This window comes from Spirochaetota bacterium (assembly GCA_026415295.1).
Classification (GTDB): domain Bacteria; phylum Spirochaetota; class JAAYUW01; order JAAYUW01; family JAOAHJ01; genus JAOAHJ01.
Genome location: JAOAHJ010000037.1, coordinates 1 through 17796 on the forward strand (window position 1 = coordinate 1; position 17796 = coordinate 17796).

Below are 17796 nucleotides of genomic sequence, written 5' to 3' on the forward strand. Positions count from 1 at the left end.
TTTTTATCAGACCTATATTTTTGTAAATATCTATCTAAAAGCTTATTGTCCAAAGGTCTGAAAATTACATTAATTGGATATCCCATCATTGAAAAAAATATTCCATTTAGTTCCCAATTACCAAAATGAAAAGATAAGCATATTAACCCTTTTCTTTCTTCAAATAATTTGTTAAATAAAGCCATGTCTACATTATTTTTTATTAAAGAAGAAATATTTTTTTGATTTATCTTAGGAGAATAGATTAAAGTAAAAAAGATTTTACCTAAGTTTTCTAAGTTTTTTAGAAATATTATTTTCTTAAATTTTTTAAATGGGATGTTAATATTATATAATTTTGAGAAGTTTTCGTAATCATGAAAAATAAATTCAATATTTTTATATGCTATTTTTCTTAAAATGGGTATTATATATAAAATTTTGAATAATTTTGATCCAAATCTTATGCCTTTTTCATAAGGAAAAAGATGAAAAATTCCAAAAATTAATTTTACTAAAATATATTCAATAAATTCAAGGAATCTATTTTTTTTATTCATTATTCTCCAATTTCAATTGGATATTCATTTCTTTCAAATGCATCTAGTACAAGAAAAGTTTCAACTTTTTTAACAGCTTCTGATTCAGAAATTTTTGCAGAGATAACTTTATTTAAATCTTGAAGATTTTTTGCTGAAACTTTTACTATAAAATCAAATCTTCCTGTTATATGAAAAATTTCAAGAACTTCATTTAAATTGATTAAATATTTAAATAAACTATTAACTGTTTCTTCATTGTTTTTTTCAAGATAAATACAGATAAAAGCTAAAATAGGTCTTCCAATTTTATCTCTATCAAGAATAGCTTTATATTCTTTAATATAACCAGAATTTTCTAATCTTTTTACTCTTTCAAGTACAGAAGGAGGAGATAAATTAAGTTCATCTGAAAGCTTTTTATTAGTAATTTTTCCGTTTTTTTGCAATATTTGTAAAATTTTTAAATCTTTATTATCTATATTATTATTCATCAATATAATATCCTATAAATTTTTTTAGAAAAATTTTTCATAATTATTAATTATATCTTAGCTCAATCAATGAATCTATAAAGTTTTTCTACTGTTTCTAAAACTTCCCATTTGCATTTTAAGCCTTTAGGAAATTCAACAAAATCTCCAGCTTTTATTTCTGAATAATTTTTATCATCTAACCAAACTTTTACATGACCTTTTAAAAAATAACATTGCTCAGTATCTTGATATTCCCAGTCAAATATAGAAGGTTCACATGACCATGGAAACCATTTATCAAGATGAAGCTCTTCTATTTCTTTTTGTGTTAGCTTTTTAATAATTATTCTCATTTGAAACCTCTTCAAAATATATAAATTTTATTTAATTTTATAATATAATAAACTTTTATAATAAACTTTATTTGATTTTTAAAAAACTTGATAATTAAATAAAAAATAATGGATAGCATTAAGCTATCCATTACTTCTTAGATTTTTTACCTTGTTGATTTTTTCTCTGTTTTTTTAATAATTTTCTTTCGAGAGCTTTTTTCTTTTGTTTTCTTATCTCAGAAGGTTTTTCATAAAATTCTTTTTTTCTCCATTCCCTAATGATCCCCTCTCTTTCACATTCTCTTTTAAATCTTTTGATGACAAGTTCAACAGGTTCATTATCATCTGCAAAAACTCTAGCCAACTTTATCACCCCTCTTTCTTATTTCTTTAATTAATAAAATTATAAAATAAGTCAAGAAAAATTTTTAAAAAATTTGATTATAAAAAAAAATAATTTTATTAGGTTGTTAATTATAAAAATTAAATAAACCGATAAGATTTAAAATTGATATAATTTAAATATAAAATCAAATAATTATATAAAAAAGTAATATTAATTAAGAAAATTTAATTAATTTATTTTATTAATTAAAATTCTATATTGTTTTAATATAATAATAAATTATAATTATATTGATATTTTATTGGATGGTTTAATTATATGATGGATAATTTATTTGAAAATATTGCTAAAATAGCTTCAACCATTGGGGAAAAATTTAATGTAATTTTTTTGTCTATTCTTTCAGATATTGATATTGAGACAATTTTATTAAATTTGAATTCTGAAATTGGCAAGAGAAAATTTGAAAAGTTAGATAATTTAAACTATAAGTTTATTAAAAAAGACGATAGAGAAAAATATTTAAAAGAACTAACAAATGAAGAAAGAGAAAATATATTTAAAAAACATAAAGAATCTTTGGTTAAAACTATTATAGAGGAAACAAATTATTTATTACAACAGGAGACAAGAAAATTACAAAAAGAACAGGTTATAAAAATATTTACTGATTTGATTGAATATTTGATAAATGAAGAAAAAGTTTCTTTTGTAGTTAAATATTTGGATTACATTATTTCAATTGCTTATAAGAACTCAGAAAATTATGAAAGATTATTAATTTTAAAGTCTAAAATAGAATTAAGAAAGAATAATTATGAAGAAGTATCTAGATTATTAAATCAGATTAATATTTATCCAGAATTTATTGTAAGAAAATATGAAATTTTAATAGAAATGAATTATCAAAAAGGAAACATTGAAGAAATAGAAAAAATAAAAAAATCTTGGATTGAAGTTCTTGATATTTATAAAATATACAATGAATCAATTTATGTTTATAGAACTGTTGAATATATGTTGAGGATGAGTAAATATGCTGAAGTAATTGAAATTTTGTTAAATAAAATAAATGAAATAGAAAGTTTATATAGAAAATCACAATATCCTATTTTATCAAAAATATTAGGAGATATTTATAATGTGCTTGGAAATTGCTTTTATGAAAGGGATAACTACAATGAAGCAATTAAATATTATTTAAGCTCAGTTGAATATTATAAAAAAAATAATTTTGAAAGAGAAGTTTTGTACCCTTATAATAATATAGCAGAGATCTACAAAGCTTATAAAAAATATGATAAGTCTTTATCTATTTATAGAAATATTTATCAAACTTCTAAATCTTTGGGAGAAAAAGAGGTTCATAGTATATCTTTATGGAATATAGGTGAAATATATTTTTTTATGAATGATTTTGAAAATGCTTATAAATATTTTTCAGAAGCAGAAAAACTACTCTTTAGTTCAGGATTATATTCTAAATATGAAAACTATATAAAAATATTCTTTTCTAAATTATATTTTGAGACAAATCAATTTGAACTTGCAAAAGAATATGTAGATGAGGTATTGCTTTCAGCTTATGAAAAAAAGCAAATGAAAGAATATGCAGATGCTTTAGTTATTAAAGGGAAACTTGTTGCCAAAAATAATGAAGATCCAATTCCATTTTTCAATGAAGCAATTGATATATATAAAGAATTAAAACTAGAAAATGAAATAAAAGATGTTGAAAAATTAAAAATTGTTTACAAAAAGTTATAGTTTTATAATTGTAAAAATACTTAAAAATAATTATTAGAGATAATAATGCTAAAATTAAAAATAAATTTAAAACAGCAAGTACTAAAAAAATAGAGGCAATTTATATGAGAAACATAGTTTATTATTATATACCTAAAAAAACATTTAATTTATTTAACCATGAAGAATTAAAAAGAGTTAAGTATATTTTTTATACTACTATTTTAATGATTATTTTCTTTTCTTATGCTGTTTTTGATAAAATTAAAAATAAAATAGACCTTAATTTTGCTTATTTGGTGTTGAGTTCTTCTATTTTAGGTGTAGCTTCTTTAGTTATTTTAAGAAAAGGAAAGTTAATTGTTTCAAGTAATTTAACTTTAATATATATTTTTCTTAATATAATTTTTTTAATAGTAAATTATAAATTTGAGTCATATTTAAGTTTATATAGATATACTTTTTTTATGATGGCTTTTCTTTTTATATCTTCTTTAATATCTGTTAAAAGTATTCAGGTTTTAATAAGTGGTAGTGTTCTAATAATATTATTAATAATTACATATTTTTCTAAAATTAAACCCAATCTGGTTGTTGAAGAAATAGTTAGATCAAAATCTACATTTAGCATTTCTTTTGTATCTTTTTTGCTTCTTACAGTTGTTGCATATGAAATTTATAATTTTTCAAATGAACTTATAAAAGAAGCTAATAGAGAAAGAGATTTAAATATGATGAAATTTGATAAATTGAATAAACTTATACAAAATTCATCTGAAATAATAGGAATAGGAAATAATCTTGTTTCAAGTTCTGAAGTCTGTCTAAGTTCAATTATAAAATCAAATAGTGAATTAGAATCTATTAACAAAAAATCTTTAGAATTAAAAATTAAAAGTAAAAATATAGTTGATTCTATGAAAGCAATAGTAGATAATATAACTTACCTTGCAGATAAAATAAATGAACAAGCAACTTCCATAGAAGAAACTTCATCAGCTCTTCTGGAAATTACTTCAAATATTAATCAAATTAACCTTATAATTAAGAATAGACAAGAAAATATAAAAGATCTTAATTATCAATTTAAACAAAATAAAGAATTACTTATAAAGATAAAAAATAATATGGAAAATTTTTTAGAAAGATCTGAAAAATTGTTACAAATATCAAAAGTAATTGTTGATATAGCTGATCAAACAAATGTTTTAGCTATGAATGCTTCTATAGAAGCTTCACATGCTGGTGAGTATGGGAAGGGATTTATGGTAGTTGCTGATGAAATAAGAAAATTAGCAGATAAAACCTCAAAAAATGCAAATAGTATTACAGAAGATCTAGAACAAAATAATGAATTTATAATCAATTTTGGTAAACTAAATAAGGAAGTTTTAAATTTCTTTGAAAATCTTGAAAATGAAATAAATAACTTAAATAATGGTTTTGATGAAATAACAAATGGTGTAAATGAGATAAATTTAGGTATTTCAGATATATCTAAAGCTTCACAAATTCTTGTTAGAATTACAAATGACATTAAATCATTTTCAAAAAATGTTGAAATCGAAGTCACTGAAGGGAAAAAAAATATAAATGATATTGATAATAGCATTGAAGATATAAAAAATAGTATTGAAAAAATTTTTACTGAGTTTAAACAAATTGAAGATATTATTAAATCAATAAAAGAGATTGGAGATGATAATATTAAAAATATAGAAAAACTGACATTAGATATAGAAAAAATAAATAAAATAGAAATTTAATTTATTTTTAAATTAATAAGTTAGTTTTTGAATAGGAATAATTATGACAGATAAAAATGTATTAATAAATAATAATGATTCAAGTAATAAAGATGATAAAAAGGCAAATTTGTATTTAGAAGAAGTTATTAATAAAATTAAGAATGGTGAAATTACAGATAAGGATAGAATAAAAAAATTTTTAAGTGAGCTTCTATTTTCTTTAGAAACCGGGGATATTAAATTAATTGAGAAAAAAGGGAGTTCTTATTTATTAAATAGATGGATAAAAGAAGGGATTCTATTTATATTTAAATACTTTGAAATAAAAGAATTTTTCCCTTTTAATATGGAAGGTGTCAAATTTAATGATAAGTTTGATTATAGAGGTACAAATAACTTGTTCAGGTTAGTGCCAGGAGGTACTTCTATAAGAAGAGGAACTTTTATTGATAAAGGTGTAGTAATAATGCCTCCATCATTTATTAATGTTGGGGCTTATATTGGTGCTAATACTATGATTGATTCTCTTGTTTTAGTAGGGAGTTGTGCTCAAATTGGTAAAAATTGCCATATTTCAGCAGGGACAATAATTGGTGGTGTTTTAGAACCTCCAAATGAATTACCTGTAATAATAGAAGACAATGTATTTATTGGAGGGAACTGCGGTATTTATGAAGGTGTTTTAGTAGAAGAAGGTGCAGTAATAGGGACTGGTACTATTATTAATTCATCAACTCCTATTATTGATATTAATACTGGTAATATTTATTATAAAAGAGTCCCAGCAGGATCGGTAGTTATACCTGGAGGTAAGAAAAAAATAATAAATGGGGATGAGTATATTTTCCAGACACCACTAATTATAAAGAAAAAAGAAGATATATCTGATCATTCTAAAATTCAATTGAATGAGATTTTAAGAGATTTTTATAAATAATAAAATTACAAATAAATTTTTAGATAACTTAATTAGATTTAGGTAATAAAATATTTTAATTATATTATGAAAAAAAAATTTCAAGTTTCTTTAATTGGATCATCATTATGTTCTGAAGATGTTAAAAATGAGGCTTATAAAATTGGTTATATTATTGGGAAAAAGGGTTTTGTTCTAATTAATGGAGGAAGAAGCGGAGTTATGGAAGGCTCAGCAAAAGGTTGTATTGATGCAGGAGGATTAGTAGTAGGAATTTTACCAGATTATCAATTTGGAAGTGATAATGGCTATTGTTCAATTGTTATACCTACAGGAATTGGATTTGCCAGAAATATTATTACAGCAATTTCAGGGGATATTATAATTGTTGTTGCAGGTGAAGCTGGAACATTATGTGAATTGTCTTATTCTTGGATATTTAAAAAAGTGATAATATGTTGTAGTTGGATTGATGGAGTTTCAAAGGATTTTGCAGGGAAAATTTTAGATAATAAATTTATTAAAGAAGATCCAAATTATAAAATTATAGATGCTAAAAATTTAGAAGATCTTGAAAAATATTTAGATTATTATTACTCTAAATTTCTAAACTATTAAAATAATATTATTTTTAATAAGAAGTTTTTATAAATTTAATTTTTTTTATTTAATATTAAATTAATAATTAATAAAAAGTAAATCTTTATGGTAAATTTTAATAAAAAAATTTCTCAAGAATTTTATAATATGGATTGATTAATATAATTTTATTTATATTAATTCAAATTTTACTGTTTAGGTAAAAAATATTAAATAATTAAAAATAAATAGAAATTCACAAATTAATAATAAAAAAGGAAAGTTTTTTATGGATTTTGAAGAAATTGTTAAAAAAAGGAGAAGTATTAGGAAATATAAAAACAAGAAAATCGAAGATGAAAAGATTAAGGTTATCTTAGAGGCAGCAAGACTTGCTCCTTCAGCTAAAAATGAGCAAAATTGGAAATTTATTGTAGTAAATGATCCTGAATTAAAGGAAAAAATAGCTATTGCATCATATAATCAATTCTTTATAAAAGAAGCAGATATAGTTATAGTTGCTTGTGCTACAGATAGTAGTAGGATTATGGCTTGTGGACAACCTGCTTATACTGTTGATTTATCTATAGCTATGACTTTTATGATATGTCAAGCTTTTGAGCTAGGATTAGGAACATGTTGGATAGGAGCTTTTGATGAGCAGAAAATAAAAGATGTTTTGAAAATTCCTAATAACATAAGAGTTGTTGCTTTATCTCCTTTTGGATATCCTGATGAAAACCCTCCTGCTAGAAAAAGAAAAAATTTAGACGAAATAGTTTGTTACAACTATTACAAATAAAGATTAGATATAAATATTTGTGGAATAATAGAAATTATCAAGATAATTAGGAGAGAATATGAGATTTATTGATATAATATTAAAAAAGAGAGATGGATTTGAATTAAATGAAGATGAAATAAAGTTTTTTATTAATTCAATAAAAAATAGAGAAGTTCCAGATTATCAAGTTTCAAGTTTACTAATGGCTATCTATTTTAATGGAATGTCATTTAAGGAGACATCTATTTTGACAAAAGAAATGGCAAATTCTGGAAAAATTTGTGATTTATCTTTTCTTAATTTACCTTCAGTTGATAAGCATTCTACCGGTGGAGTTGGGGATAAGATTTCTATAATTCTTGCACCTCTAGTAGCTTCTTTTGATATTATTGTCCCTATGATGAGTGGTAGAGGATTGGGACACACTGGTGGAACACTTGATAAATTAGAGTCAATACCAGGTTTTAATGTATTTTTTGATATTAACGGTTTCTATGAGCTTCTTAAGAAAAATAAAGTTGCTATGATTGGACAGACAGAAGATATAGCCCCTGCTGATAAATATCTATATGCTTTAAGAGATTCTACTGGGACTGTTGAGTCTATCCCATTAATAACATCTTCTATTATGTCAAAAAAGATAGCTGAAGGTACAAAAAACTTAGTAATAGATTTGAAAGTTGGGAAAGGTGCATTCATGAAAGATATAGAAAGTTCAAGGAAACTAGGGGAATTTTTAATTGAAACAGGGAGATTAAATAATATAAAAACAGTTTGTATTTTAACAAACATGGATGAACCTTTGGGATATACAATAGGGAATTCTTTAGAAATAATAGAATCTATTGAAATATTAAAAGGTAATTTTTATGCTAATGATGTTGTAGAAATAACTCTTGAACTTTCTGCACATATGTTACATTTAGCTAAAGGGATTGAAGTTAATAAAGCTAAAGATTTATGTTATGAAAATCTTAAAAATGGGAAAGCTTTGCAAAGGTTTTGTGATATTGTAAAAGCACAAAATGGGGATCAAAATATAATTATGAATTACGAAGTATTTAAAAAACCTAAATATTCAAAAGATATATATTTTTTGGATATTAAAAAAGACTTTAACATAAAAGAGATTAATAATATAAACTTTAATCAAAATAGTTCTATCGAGTCTATAGATTCCTATAAGATAGGATTGTTCTCATGTATTCTTGGAGCTGGAAGAACTAAAAAGGAAGATAAAATAGATCCTTCAGCTGGAATAGTGTTTTACAAGAAAACAGGAGATTTAGTAAGTGAAGATGATAAGATCATGACACTTTTTAGTGATTCTGAGGAAAAGATCAATGATGTTAAAAATAAATTAAAAGATGCTATTATTTTTTCAAATAATAAACCAGAAAAAAGAAAATTGATTATTGAGAAATTATTATAAATATTAATTTTAATTATTAAAATTTAAATATAATAAATATGGAGTTTGAGAATAATAAATTAATAAAAATAAATTAAATTTTTATGAAATTGTTCAAAGTAATTAAAGTTAATTTTCCTACTATAAATTATAATTTTTGCAAAAAAATTGAAATTTATTAAAAATCACTATTCATTTTTGATAAGTTTTAATATAAAAAATGAAAATATTTTAATTATTTTTATATCATCCTCAGTAAAAATTTCATCTTTGCCTTTTTTAAAAATTTCAAGTATTCCTACTACATTTCCCTTTTTATCAATTATAGGGTTTGCAACTATTGCATCTGGGAAATAATTCAATTCTTTAGCAATATTTTTATTCCATATAGTTGAATTATTTGGGTTATTTTCTATAATTATCTTTTTTTCAGAGTAAGCTTTTCCAATAAGCCCTTCATTTATATTTATTAACATGTTTCTTAGTTTTTCATGTTCTTTATCTGAAATATAACAAAAAGTAAAGTTGTCTTTTTGGGGAATAGAAATAGAACAACAATCGGATTTTGTTTGCTGTAGTAATAATTGTAAAATATTATGGATAATTTTGGAAAAATCAAATTCCTTCTCTATCTCTAAAGTTATGTTGAAAATGATATCTCTTAAATTTTTTAATTCACTGTATTTTTTAGTCAATGTTTTTATCTCATCTTCATAATTTAAAACTTTGTATTCGTATAAATTTTTCATTAGAACATTAATTATATAATTCTGAATAAAATTTAAACTTTTTTCGTTTAGCTGATTATTAAAAGTTAAAATTATTTTAGAATTTTCAACAAAAGCAATATAGTGTAACTTTATATTATTATTTTTTAAATATTCTTTGATGAAAAGTGTAATTATTGTTGGGTTAAACTCATCAATTGTTTTTATCTCGGTTTTTATATTTTGAATTATAGAAGAATTTAAATAATATATTTTGCCATTTATATAAAGAAAAAAATCAGAATCTATATTAAAATTTTCTTTAATAAACGATTTTAGAATTTGAAAATTTTCTTTAATGTTTAAAGTAATTAATGGATTTAGGATAAAGTCCATAAAAAGCTTCCTAAAAAAAATAAAAAGCACCTGACGGGAATCGAACCCGCGTATCAAGCTTGGGAAGCTTGCATTCTACCATTGAATTACAGGTGCTTTGAATTTTATTACAAGAAAATTATTAAAATAAAAATTAAAAAAGTCAAATTTATTATATTTAAAATATATATAAAAAATTAAAATTGTAATTTTTAAAAATATAAATACAATTAGGTTGAGATAAATAATTTTAAATTTTGATTATAATATAATTTATTTTCAAAAATTTAATCAGGAAAATACTATGAATTTATCTGAAAATTCTAAAATAAATGACTTTTTTAATAATTTAAAAATTAAATTTTTTTATTTACTACTTCTTTTATCTATTATTTTAATTATATTATCATTTTATTTTATAGGTTATAACTATTTTATTTTTATATCTTATGTTCCTCTATTTTTTGTTTTATATAAAATAGAGAAAGAGAATAAAGATGCTAAAAAAATAATTTTTTTATTTTACTTTACTTTATATCTTTTTTTAACTTTATTTATAAATAAAATTACATCCTATGTTAAAGTTATGTATTTGGCTTATTTAGGACTTGCGTTAACATTGACTATATTTAGTTTTGTTATTTTTTATTTTGTTTATTTTTTCTTTAATTTATTAAAAAGGATTCAAAAAATTAAAAAAATAAATTATCCTTTGATATTTATTCTATCACAATTATTTTATGAACTGATTATGTTTTCAGGGCAATTATCTTTTCCATGGTTTAATGTATCATTGCCAGTAGCTATTTATCCAAAATTTATATCTATAGCTTCTATTTTTGGATATATTTTTGTTTCAATTTGGGTTTTATTTATAAATTACATATTATACTTAATAATAGTAAGAGTTTATGGAATAGTTATTAACTTAAAAATAATTGAGAAAGAAATTAAAAATGATGGTAAAGAAAATGTATATTATAACATAAATTTAAATTTTTCAAATACTTTAATAAAAAGTGGAAAAAGTTTAATATTTAAAGAATTAAAAAAACCAGTGATTGTTTTAATTTTTTTGATTTTATTTCCTATTTTATGGTATTATGTAGATCCCTTTAAAAAAATGGAAAAAACTAATTTAAAAATAACTATAGCTCAACATAATTATCCTCTTAATTTTAAATTTCGGTATGAATATTTCCCCAAAATGTTAAAAAAAATTATAGATGCAAATGATATTTTGAAAAACGAAACAGATCTTATAGTATGGTCTGAATCAAGCTATCCAGATTTTTTTATGGATTCAGAAGATAACAAAAATTTAATTACTAAGTCTGTTATTAAAAATAATATAAATATTATAATCGGTTTTCCATATTATGATGGAAAATATTATTATAATTGTGCTTCACTTATAAATAAGGAAGGGAAAATATTTATTTATAATAAAATTCATTTGGTTCCTTTTGGGGAATTTATTCCATTTTCTGATATATTAAAATTTTTAGAAAAATTAGCTCCCGAAGTAGGTATATCTCAACATAAAGGAGAATTAATTGATCCGTTTGTTATATCTACAACAAAAAACTCCAATATTACAGATAAAAGAGAATCTTACAGATTTTATCCTACTATATGTTTCGAAGGTATATATTCTTATCTTTTTTACCAAATGAAGAAAAAAGGAGCTCAATTCTTTATTAATATTACTAATGACTCTTATTATATGAATACCTATCAACCAAAACAACATCTTTATTTGCAAGTATTCAGAACAGTGGAATTTAATGTTATGCTTTTTCGTTCTAGCTCTACTGGAATTTCTGCTATTATTAATAATAGAGGGGAAATATTAAATAATATAAATGAGAATGTAACAGGGTTTACTACTAATTTGCTATATATTCCTAAAAGTAAAACAATTTATGAAAGTTTTGGTATAAATTTAATTTTTTTTATAAGATATATAGTTTTTGTGTATTTATTTTCTATATTTTTTTTGATTATTTACTTTAAAATTTTGAAAAGAATAAAGAGTTAAATTTAAGTTTTTCTAAAAAAATAAAAATATAAAAATTTATTTTTTGTTATTTAATTTTATTTTAGGAATATCAAATTATGATTTTAAATAATTATAAAAAATTATTTAATTTATTAAATAAAAATGATTATAATGAGCTACTATTATTTACTCATTTTGATCCAGATGGAGATGCGATCGGTTCTATTTTTGCCTTTAAAAAAATATTAAAATATTTGGGAATTAATAGTAAAATATTTCTTATTAATTATGATTTTCCACTTTTTTTATTTGATTTTTATGAAGAGTTTTATTTATTTGAAAATAATAAACTTTATTATATCAAATATTATAATGAGAAAAAATTCAATAAACTTGAGATTAAATTCGATTTGATAGAAAATTTGAAAGAAAATAAAATTTGTGTTCTTGATTCATCAAATTATTATAGAATTTTTAATTGGTTAGAATTAAGTAAAAACGATATTTATAAAGTTATTGAAAAAAACACCTTAATTAATATAGATCATCATTTTGATAATAATATAAAAGCTACTATTAATTTTGTTTTACCTAATATTTCTTCAACTTCAGAGATTATAATAAATATAATTAAAAAAATAAAAAATTTTGATATTAATGTATATGAAAAAATAGTTAATGATAAAATAATATTAACTTATTTAGCAGAGGGAATAATTTATGACACATATTGTTTTCAAAATAAGAATACAAATATTTCAACTTTTAAAAATTCCTATTTTTTATTAAATATGGGAGCTGATTTCGAAAAAGCAAAGGATAGAGTTTTAAAAAATAGTAACAAGGATATATTAAAAATTTGGGGTAAAATTTTGTTGGAGATTGATGGATTTTATGATGATAAAGTCATTCTTGCAAAAGTTTCTTATGACTTTTTAAGAAAAGAAAATATTGATCCAAACATTGTCTCTAATGGTTTTATTAATCATTTAAATTCCATTAAAAACTCTGAAGCAGTTATATTTATAATAGAAAAGGAATATGAAGTAAAAGGTTCGGTTAGAGCAAAAAATGATTTTGCATATAATTTTTGTAAAAATTTTGGAGGAGGCGGACATCCCCAAGCTTCAGGTTTTATAATAAAAAAAGATAAAAATTTTAATTTTGATAAATTTATAGAAAAGATAAAAGAAGAAATTTTCAATTTGGGACAAATTTACTTTTGTTAAATATAATTAATTATTAAAGAATATTCTTTTATCTAAAAGCATAAGAGAATTAACAAAGCATAAACAGTAATTTTTTTTAAACAACCCTTCAGATCTTTTACCTTTAATAGAAATATTTGTGGAAGGGAAAAAATATTTTAATGATTCAGTGATTTTATTTTTGATATTTGAAATTTTTATAATATCATTACAAAAAACAATATCAAAACTTATAAATTTTAAATAAAGGTTTTTATTTAAAATATCATTTTCTATTTTTTCTAAAACTTTTTTAAGCAAATATTTTGAATCTATATTTTTATAATTTCTATCATTATCAGGAAATAATTGGCCTATATCTTTATTAAATAAAGGAGAGATTATAGAATCTATAATTGCATGAATAATAATATCTCCATCTGAATGTGCAATAAATTTGTAATTAAAAAAAAATGTATAACCACCCAAGGTTAATCTATTGTTTTTGATAAAGTAAACTTTTTTTAATTTATGAATATCAAATCCAAATCCTGTAACATATTCCAAGTTATTTGGGTTTATAAAGTTTGAATTGATATCATAAAGAGATTCTTTTCCCATGAATATTCCCTTTTAAACAATAATTACAACCATATATATAGACTTTTTTCTTACCATCTACTACTATATAATCTCCAAGAACACAATCGTTTTGTCCTAGTTTTGAACCACACAAAGGACATACTCTTTTAATATTTTTTAGATTAGGATTATCTTTACTGTTGGTTAAGTTTCTGTTTGTTATATAAATAATATAAAAGAAAAGCAGTACAACTAAAAATGAGAGAATTATAATAACAATATAATATATATTCATTTTTTTATTTTTAGTTTTTTAACTTTGTTCATTAAATTCTAAAATATTTTTTATAAAAAAATCCATATTTTCCTTTGTACCAATAGAAACTCTTAAACAATTATAAAGATTATATAATTTAGAAACATTTCTTAATGAAATCTCTTTTTTTAACAAATATTCATATAATTTTGTAGAGTCAAATTTACATTTAAATAGTATAAAATTTGTAGAAGATGGATATGGTTCAATATTTTTAATTGCTTGTAATCTATTAAAAATGAAATCTCTCAGCTTACATATATATTCAATTCTTTGTTCAAATTTTTCTAAATTTTCAAGAAATTTAATTCCAATAAATTGGGTTAAATTTGATAAATTATAAACACCTTTAACTTTATTTAATTCTTTAATGTTTAGAACAGAACTTACAAAATATCCTAGCCTCAAACCTGGAGCAAAAAATCCTTTAGAAAAGGATCTAGCGATAATTAAATTTGGATAAAGATTTACATGTTTTAAAAAAGTTACTTTGGAAAACTCAAAGTAAGCTTCATCTATAAGTATTAATTTATCTTTTATATTCTCTAACAAATAATATATATCTGCACTATTTATTAAATTCCCAGTAGGATTATTTGGGTTGCATATAATAATTAATTTAACTTCTTTATTCTTGCTTTCTTTTATTATTTTTGAAACATTTAATTGAAAATTTTCTATTAAAGGTATTTCCAACACATTTAATCCTACAGATAGAGCATAGTTTTTATAATCAGGATATGTGGGTATTGATATTAAAATTTTAGATTTATAATCATTAATAGACATAAATAGAATATATAATAATTCATCAATACCATTTCCTAAAATTATATTTGATGGATTAATAATTTCTTTTAGATCAGTTTCATTTTTAGTCAAAAACTCATTGTTATATTTACAAATCTTTTCTTTAAGTGAATTTTCTAATTCTTTTCTTGGATAAATATTAATACTAAAGTTTACTATTTCTTTTAAATCTTCATGTTTCAATAGTAAAAATGGATTAAATGGTGATTCATTTAAACTTAAATTTATTAGATTCTCTTTTACATCAATAAAATTTTCATTTTTATTAATTAAATTTTTTCTAAAAAAGTAATTTTCTTTCTTCATAAGTATATTTTTGAAAATATTTAAATAATTTTTTATAGAATAATAAAAAAAATAATTAAATCAAATTTTTAATATGGTTTAATTAATAAAATAATTTAATTTCTTAAATTGTATTTGATTTACAAAATTAGCAAATAGATTATTTTATTTTAAAAATTAGGTATTTAAAGATGGAAATAAATGATATAAGCAAAAATCAAACTATTAAAGAGATAAAGAATTGTATTTCAAATATATTTGAAGTTGATATTGAATTGATAGAAAAATATCCTTTTTATAATAAAAAATTCTTAAATGAGTTTTTTAAATTATATAATGTAAATTTTATTAAAACTTTAGGTCAAAATTTTTTAATTGATAAAAATATTGCAAAAAAAATTTATTTTATTTTATCTCAAAAAATTAAAAGTAAAGATAATTATGGAATAGAAATAGGTGGGGGAAGTGGAAATTTAACTTGTTTTATTAAAAATTTTTTTAGAAAACTTTATGTAATTGAATATGATAAGTTTTATAGTAAATTACTTAATTACTTATATGAGAACTTAAATATAGAGATAATTAATGAAGATTTACTAAAAGTGAATTTTGAGAATTTGGTAGAAAAAAATAAAAAATATATAGTTATTGGAGCAATTCCTTACAATATATCTTCGAAAATAATTAACCTACTTGCAAAAATGAAGAATAATTTAATTTTTTCTTTTTTGATAGTACAAAAAGAGTACTTTGAGAGAATCAATCTTTTTAATAGGTTTTTAATTTGTAAAAATGGAGATATTAAAGATAGTAATGAAGTTTGTAAAGAAAAAAAAATAAAAAAGAGAAAAAATAAAGAGGATAAAGCTTCATTTTTAACTGTTTTTGTAAACTATCATTTTAGTATTGAAAAATGTTTCGATATTTCCAAAAATTCATTTTATCCTATTCCGAAAGTGGACTCAACATGTTTTTTTCTTTATCCGAAAGATCCTATTTTAAATGAATTTGATGAAAAAGAATTTTTCAATATGGTTTCTTTTGTTTTTTCAAATAAAAGGAAAATGTTAATAAACTCTCTAGAGAGATATATCTTTTATAAATTATCTAATCAAAATATTAATCAAAAAATTAAAACAGAAAAAAATTATTTGAAAAAAGAAAAAAAGGATTTATATGATATATTGGAAATGATAAAAAAGGATCAAAATTTATTTAAAATAGAAAATTGGCCTTTAAGTAGGCCAGAGGATTTATATTTAAATCACTGGATAATGTTGTATAATAAGATTAAATCAATAATAAACATTTAATCTATAAATTATTTCTTCTGCTGTGGTTGCTGTTGTTGGGTCTGTTGTTGATGTGGTGATTTTTTAATATCCATTGAACATTTACCATTAAATTTACACCCAGATTCTATAACAAGATCGGGAGTAAAAATGTCTCCATTCAATTCAGATTCCTTAGAAAGCTCAACTCTTTCTGTTGCATAAATATTGCCATCAATCTTACCGTAGCATGTCAGTTTGTCAACTTTAATTTCTGCTTTTACATAAGAGTTGGGGCCAAGGAATAGATGACCTTTTGCTTCTATATTTCCTTCAAACTTCCCCTTAATCATAAGCGATTTATTAAATTTTAGAACACCAGTGAAGTCAATATCTTCTGCTAATACTGTATCAATTTCTGATTCAATTATTTCAGTAATATTAGTTTTAGACATAAAATCTCCTTAAAAAATAATGTTAAATTTTACTATCAACAGATTAATAAAAAAAAAAATTCTGTCAAATTTTAATAAACTTATGTTTATTTTTTTTTTACTTGTTTATATAAATATCATTTTTAAATATGACTTTTTTAAAATATAATCCTTCAGGTGGGGCAAAAGAAAAATTAAAAGGTTTCTTGCCATTAATAAGAGATTCTTTAATTTTTATGAAAATCTCATTTTCATTATTTTGATTCTGGATTAATAAATTATATGCATATAGTGAACAACCAATTAATCCTCTTATTTGTTTATGTAAAAAAGATTTTCCTGATATTTGAATAAAGTAAAAAAAACCGCTTTTTGAAATTGTAGGAGAATTTATTTTTTTTATTATTATTGAGTAAATATATCTCCATTTATTTCTTTTTTCAGAACTTGTTGTATAAGCTTCAAAGTTATAATATCCTTCAAATAATTTTAAAATATTCTTAAATTTAGTAATATCTATATCTAAAAGATTTGTATTATTATATAATCTTTCTCTATTAATAAAGTAAACTTTATTTGATAAAAATGGAGGTAGAAAATTGTCAATGTAAATTATATATAAATAGATTCTTTTTATTGCATCAAATCTGGGATTAAAATCTTCTTTGACTAGACAAGTTTTAACTGCTCTAATTTCTTTTGGTAAAATTGAATTTAATATTTTATTTATTGTATCAGGGTGAAAATATTTTTCAAGTTCGAATGAAATCGCATTACCAAGTGAGTGTACTTTTGAATCAGTTCTACCAGCATATTGTAAAACATTTTTATAAGTTGGAATTGATCTTAAGGCTTTATTAATAAAATAAGCTACACTTTTTTCATCTTTTTGTATTTGAAATCCATTAAAAATGGAACCATCATATTGGATATAAGTTAGATATTTTGCCATAAAAAATAATTAATAA

19 protein-coding genes and 1 tRNA gene are annotated in these 17796 nt (G+C 21.4%); 9 read left to right on the forward strand and 11 right to left on the reverse strand.

Annotated elements, in window-relative coordinates; genetic code table 11:
* The 4 genes from N3A58_08395 to rpsU all read right to left on the reverse strand — a co-directional run.
* On the reverse strand, positions 1-539 hold a 539-nt coding region (locus tag N3A58_08395; GenBank protein MCX8059417.1), incomplete at its 3' end, for a hypothetical protein.
* Positions 539-1012 carry an Lrp/AsnC family transcriptional regulator gene (locus tag N3A58_08400; GenBank protein ID MCX8059418.1) on the reverse strand — a complete coding sequence of 158 codons (474 nt, stop codon included), beginning with the start codon at positions 1010-1012 and terminating at the stop codon, positions 539-541. The genes N3A58_08400 and N3A58_08395, both read right to left, overlap by 1 nt.
* A gap of 62 nt (positions 1013-1074) precedes the next feature.
* The gene (locus tag N3A58_08405; protein ID MCX8059419.1) at positions 1075-1347 is read right to left on the reverse strand and encodes a cupin domain-containing protein; all 273 of its coding nucleotides are present in this window, start codon (positions 1345-1347) and stop codon (positions 1075-1077) included.
* Between the two features lie 130 nt (positions 1348-1477).
* Positions 1478-1693: a 30S ribosomal protein S21 gene (rpsU, locus tag N3A58_08410; protein MCX8059420.1), complete on the reverse strand. Its 216-nt coding sequence runs from the start codon at positions 1691-1693 to the stop codon at positions 1478-1480.
* 300 nt (positions 1694-1993) lie between these two features.
* On the opposite strand from rpsU, the gene N3A58_08415 reads away from it, so the two are divergent.
* The 6 genes from N3A58_08415 to N3A58_08440 all read left to right on the forward strand — a co-directional run bounded on the left by N3A58_08415 (position 1994) and on the right by N3A58_08440 (position 8880).
* Positions 1994-3442 carry a tetratricopeptide repeat protein gene (locus N3A58_08415; GenBank protein ID MCX8059421.1) on the forward strand — a complete coding sequence of 483 codons (1449 nt, stop codon included), beginning with the start codon at positions 1994-1996 and terminating at the stop codon, positions 3440-3442.
* Between the two features lie 104 nt (positions 3443-3546).
* Positions 3547-5187: a methyl-accepting chemotaxis protein gene (locus N3A58_08420; GenBank protein MCX8059422.1), complete on the forward strand. Its 1641-nt coding sequence runs from the start codon at positions 3547-3549 to the stop codon at positions 5185-5187.
* Between the two features lie 43 nt (positions 5188-5230).
* Positions 5231-6106, forward strand: coding sequence for a 2,3,4,5-tetrahydropyridine-2,6-dicarboxylate N-succinyltransferase (locus N3A58_08425; GenBank protein ID MCX8059423.1), 876 nt, complete (start codon positions 5231-5233; stop codon positions 6104-6106).
* Between the two features lie 66 nt (positions 6107-6172).
* On the forward strand, positions 6173-6703 hold the full coding sequence (locus N3A58_08430; protein ID MCX8059424.1) for a TIGR00725 family protein: 531 nt from the start codon (positions 6173-6175) through the stop codon (positions 6701-6703).
* A gap of 250 nt (positions 6704-6953) precedes the next feature.
* Positions 6954-7466, forward strand: coding sequence for a nitroreductase family protein (locus N3A58_08435; GenBank protein MCX8059425.1), 513 nt, complete (start codon positions 6954-6956; stop codon positions 7464-7466).
* A 58-nt stretch (positions 7467-7524) separates the two neighbouring features.
* Positions 7525-8880: a thymidine phosphorylase gene (locus N3A58_08440; protein ID MCX8059426.1), complete on the forward strand. Its 1356-nt coding sequence runs from the start codon at positions 7525-7527 to the stop codon at positions 8878-8880.
* 167 nt (positions 8881-9047) lie between these two features.
* Here N3A58_08440 and N3A58_08445 read toward each other — a convergent pair whose 3' ends face one another.
* Together N3A58_08445 and N3A58_08450 are read right to left on the reverse strand one after the other, a co-directional pair.
* The gene (locus N3A58_08445) at positions 9048-9962 is read right to left on the reverse strand and encodes a GAF domain-containing protein (GenBank protein MCX8059427.1); all 915 of its coding nucleotides are present in this window, start codon (positions 9960-9962) and stop codon (positions 9048-9050) included.
* A 25-nt stretch (positions 9963-9987) separates the two neighbouring features.
* Positions 9988-10058, reverse strand: a tRNA-Gly gene (locus N3A58_08450).
* A gap of 187 nt (positions 10059-10245) precedes the next feature.
* Here N3A58_08450 and lnt point away from each other — a divergent pair.
* Together lnt and N3A58_08460 are read left to right on the forward strand one after the other, a co-directional pair.
* Complete coding sequence (lnt, locus tag N3A58_08455) at positions 10246-11982, forward strand: apolipoprotein N-acyltransferase (GenBank protein MCX8059428.1); 1737 nt, start codon at positions 10246-10248, stop codon at positions 11980-11982.
* A 77-nt stretch (positions 11983-12059) separates the two neighbouring features.
* Positions 12060-13172 (forward strand): DHH family phosphoesterase, encoded by a 1113-nt coding sequence (locus N3A58_08460; GenBank protein ID MCX8059429.1) that lies wholly within the window; start codon positions 12060-12062, stop codon positions 13170-13172.
* Between the two features lie 6 nt (positions 13173-13178).
* On the opposite strand, the gene N3A58_08465 is transcribed toward N3A58_08460, so the two are convergent.
* The 3 genes from N3A58_08465 to N3A58_08475 are packed head-to-tail and all read right to left on the reverse strand — an operon-like array spanning position 13179 to position 15144.
* Positions 13179-13751, reverse strand: a complete 573-nt coding sequence (locus tag N3A58_08465; protein MCX8059430.1) for a 2-C-methyl-D-erythritol 2,4-cyclodiphosphate synthase — start codon at positions 13749-13751, stop codon at positions 13179-13181.
* Positions 13729-14007 carry a hypothetical protein gene (locus N3A58_08470; GenBank protein ID MCX8059431.1) on the reverse strand — a complete coding sequence of 93 codons (279 nt, stop codon included), beginning with the start codon at positions 14005-14007 and terminating at the stop codon, positions 13729-13731. Before N3A58_08470 ends, N3A58_08465 begins: the two co-directional genes overlap by 23 nt.
* A gap of 18 nt (positions 14008-14025) precedes the next feature.
* Positions 14026-15144 (reverse strand): histidinol-phosphate aminotransferase family protein, encoded by a 1119-nt coding sequence (locus N3A58_08475; GenBank protein MCX8059432.1) that lies wholly within the window; start codon positions 15142-15144, stop codon positions 14026-14028.
* A 170-nt stretch (positions 15145-15314) separates the two neighbouring features.
* On the opposite strand from N3A58_08475, the gene N3A58_08480 reads away from it, so the two are divergent.
* Entirely contained in the window at positions 15315-16436 is a 1122-nt protein-coding gene (locus tag N3A58_08480) for a hypothetical protein (GenBank protein ID MCX8059433.1), read from the forward strand.
* An 8-nt stretch (positions 16437-16444) separates the two neighbouring features.
* Here N3A58_08480 and N3A58_08485 read toward each other — a convergent pair whose 3' ends face one another.
* Both N3A58_08485 and N3A58_08490 read right to left on the reverse strand, forming a co-directional pair.
* Positions 16445-16849 carry a polymer-forming cytoskeletal protein gene (locus N3A58_08485; protein ID MCX8059434.1) on the reverse strand — a complete coding sequence of 135 codons (405 nt, stop codon included), beginning with the start codon at positions 16847-16849 and terminating at the stop codon, positions 16445-16447.
* Positions 16850-16946: 97 nt separating this feature from the next.
* On the reverse strand, positions 16947-17780 hold the full coding sequence (locus N3A58_08490; protein MCX8059435.1) for a hypothetical protein: 834 nt from the start codon (positions 17778-17780) through the stop codon (positions 16947-16949).
* Between the last annotated feature and the right edge of the window lie 16 nt (positions 17781-17796).

Coding starts and splice junctions, on each gene's coding strand:
- N3A58_08400 (MCX8059418.1), bottom strand. CDS start 1,012: ATGAATAATAATATAGATAATAAAGATTTAAAAATTTTACAAATATTG.
- N3A58_08405 (MCX8059419.1), bottom strand. CDS start 1,347: ATGAGAATAATTATTAAAAAGCTAACACAAAAAGAAATAGAAGAGCTT.
- N3A58_08415 (MCX8059421.1), top strand. CDS start 1,994: ATGATGGATAATTTATTTGAAAATATTGCTAAAATAGCTTCAACCATT.
- N3A58_08420 (MCX8059422.1), top strand. CDS start 3,547: ATGAGAAACATAGTTTATTATTATATACCTAAAAAAACATTTAATTTA.
- N3A58_08425 (MCX8059423.1), top strand. CDS start 5,231: ATGACAGATAAAAATGTATTAATAAATAATAATGATTCAAGTAATAAA.
- N3A58_08430 (MCX8059424.1), top strand. CDS start 6,173: ATGAAAAAAAAATTTCAAGTTTCTTTAATTGGATCATCATTATGTTCT.
- N3A58_08435 (MCX8059425.1), top strand. CDS start 6,954: ATGGATTTTGAAGAAATTGTTAAAAAAAGGAGAAGTATTAGGAAATAT.
- N3A58_08440 (MCX8059426.1), top strand. CDS start 7,525: ATGAGATTTATTGATATAATATTAAAAAAGAGAGATGGATTTGAATTA.
- N3A58_08445 (MCX8059427.1), bottom strand. CDS start 9,962: ATGGACTTTATCCTAAATCCATTAATTACTTTAAACATTAAAGAAAAT.
- lnt (MCX8059428.1), top strand. CDS start 10,246: ATGAATTTATCTGAAAATTCTAAAATAAATGACTTTTTTAATAATTTA.
- N3A58_08460 (MCX8059429.1), top strand. CDS start 12,060: ATGATTTTAAATAATTATAAAAAATTATTTAATTTATTAAATAAAAAT.
- N3A58_08465 (MCX8059430.1), bottom strand. CDS start 13,751: ATGGGAAAAGAATCTCTTTATGATATCAATTCAAACTTTATAAACCCA.
- N3A58_08470 (MCX8059431.1), bottom strand. CDS start 14,007: ATGAATATATATTATATTGTTATTATAATTCTCTCATTTTTAGTTGTA.
- N3A58_08475 (MCX8059432.1), bottom strand. CDS start 15,144: ATGAAGAAAGAAAATTACTTTTTTAGAAAAAATTTAATTAATAAAAAT.
- N3A58_08480 (MCX8059433.1), top strand. CDS start 15,315: ATGGAAATAAATGATATAAGCAAAAATCAAACTATTAAAGAGATAAAG.
- N3A58_08485 (MCX8059434.1), bottom strand. CDS start 16,849: ATGTCTAAAACTAATATTACTGAAATAATTGAATCAGAAATTGATACA.
- N3A58_08490 (MCX8059435.1), bottom strand. CDS start 17,780: ATGGCAAAATATCTAACTTATATCCAATATGATGGTTCCATTTTTAAT.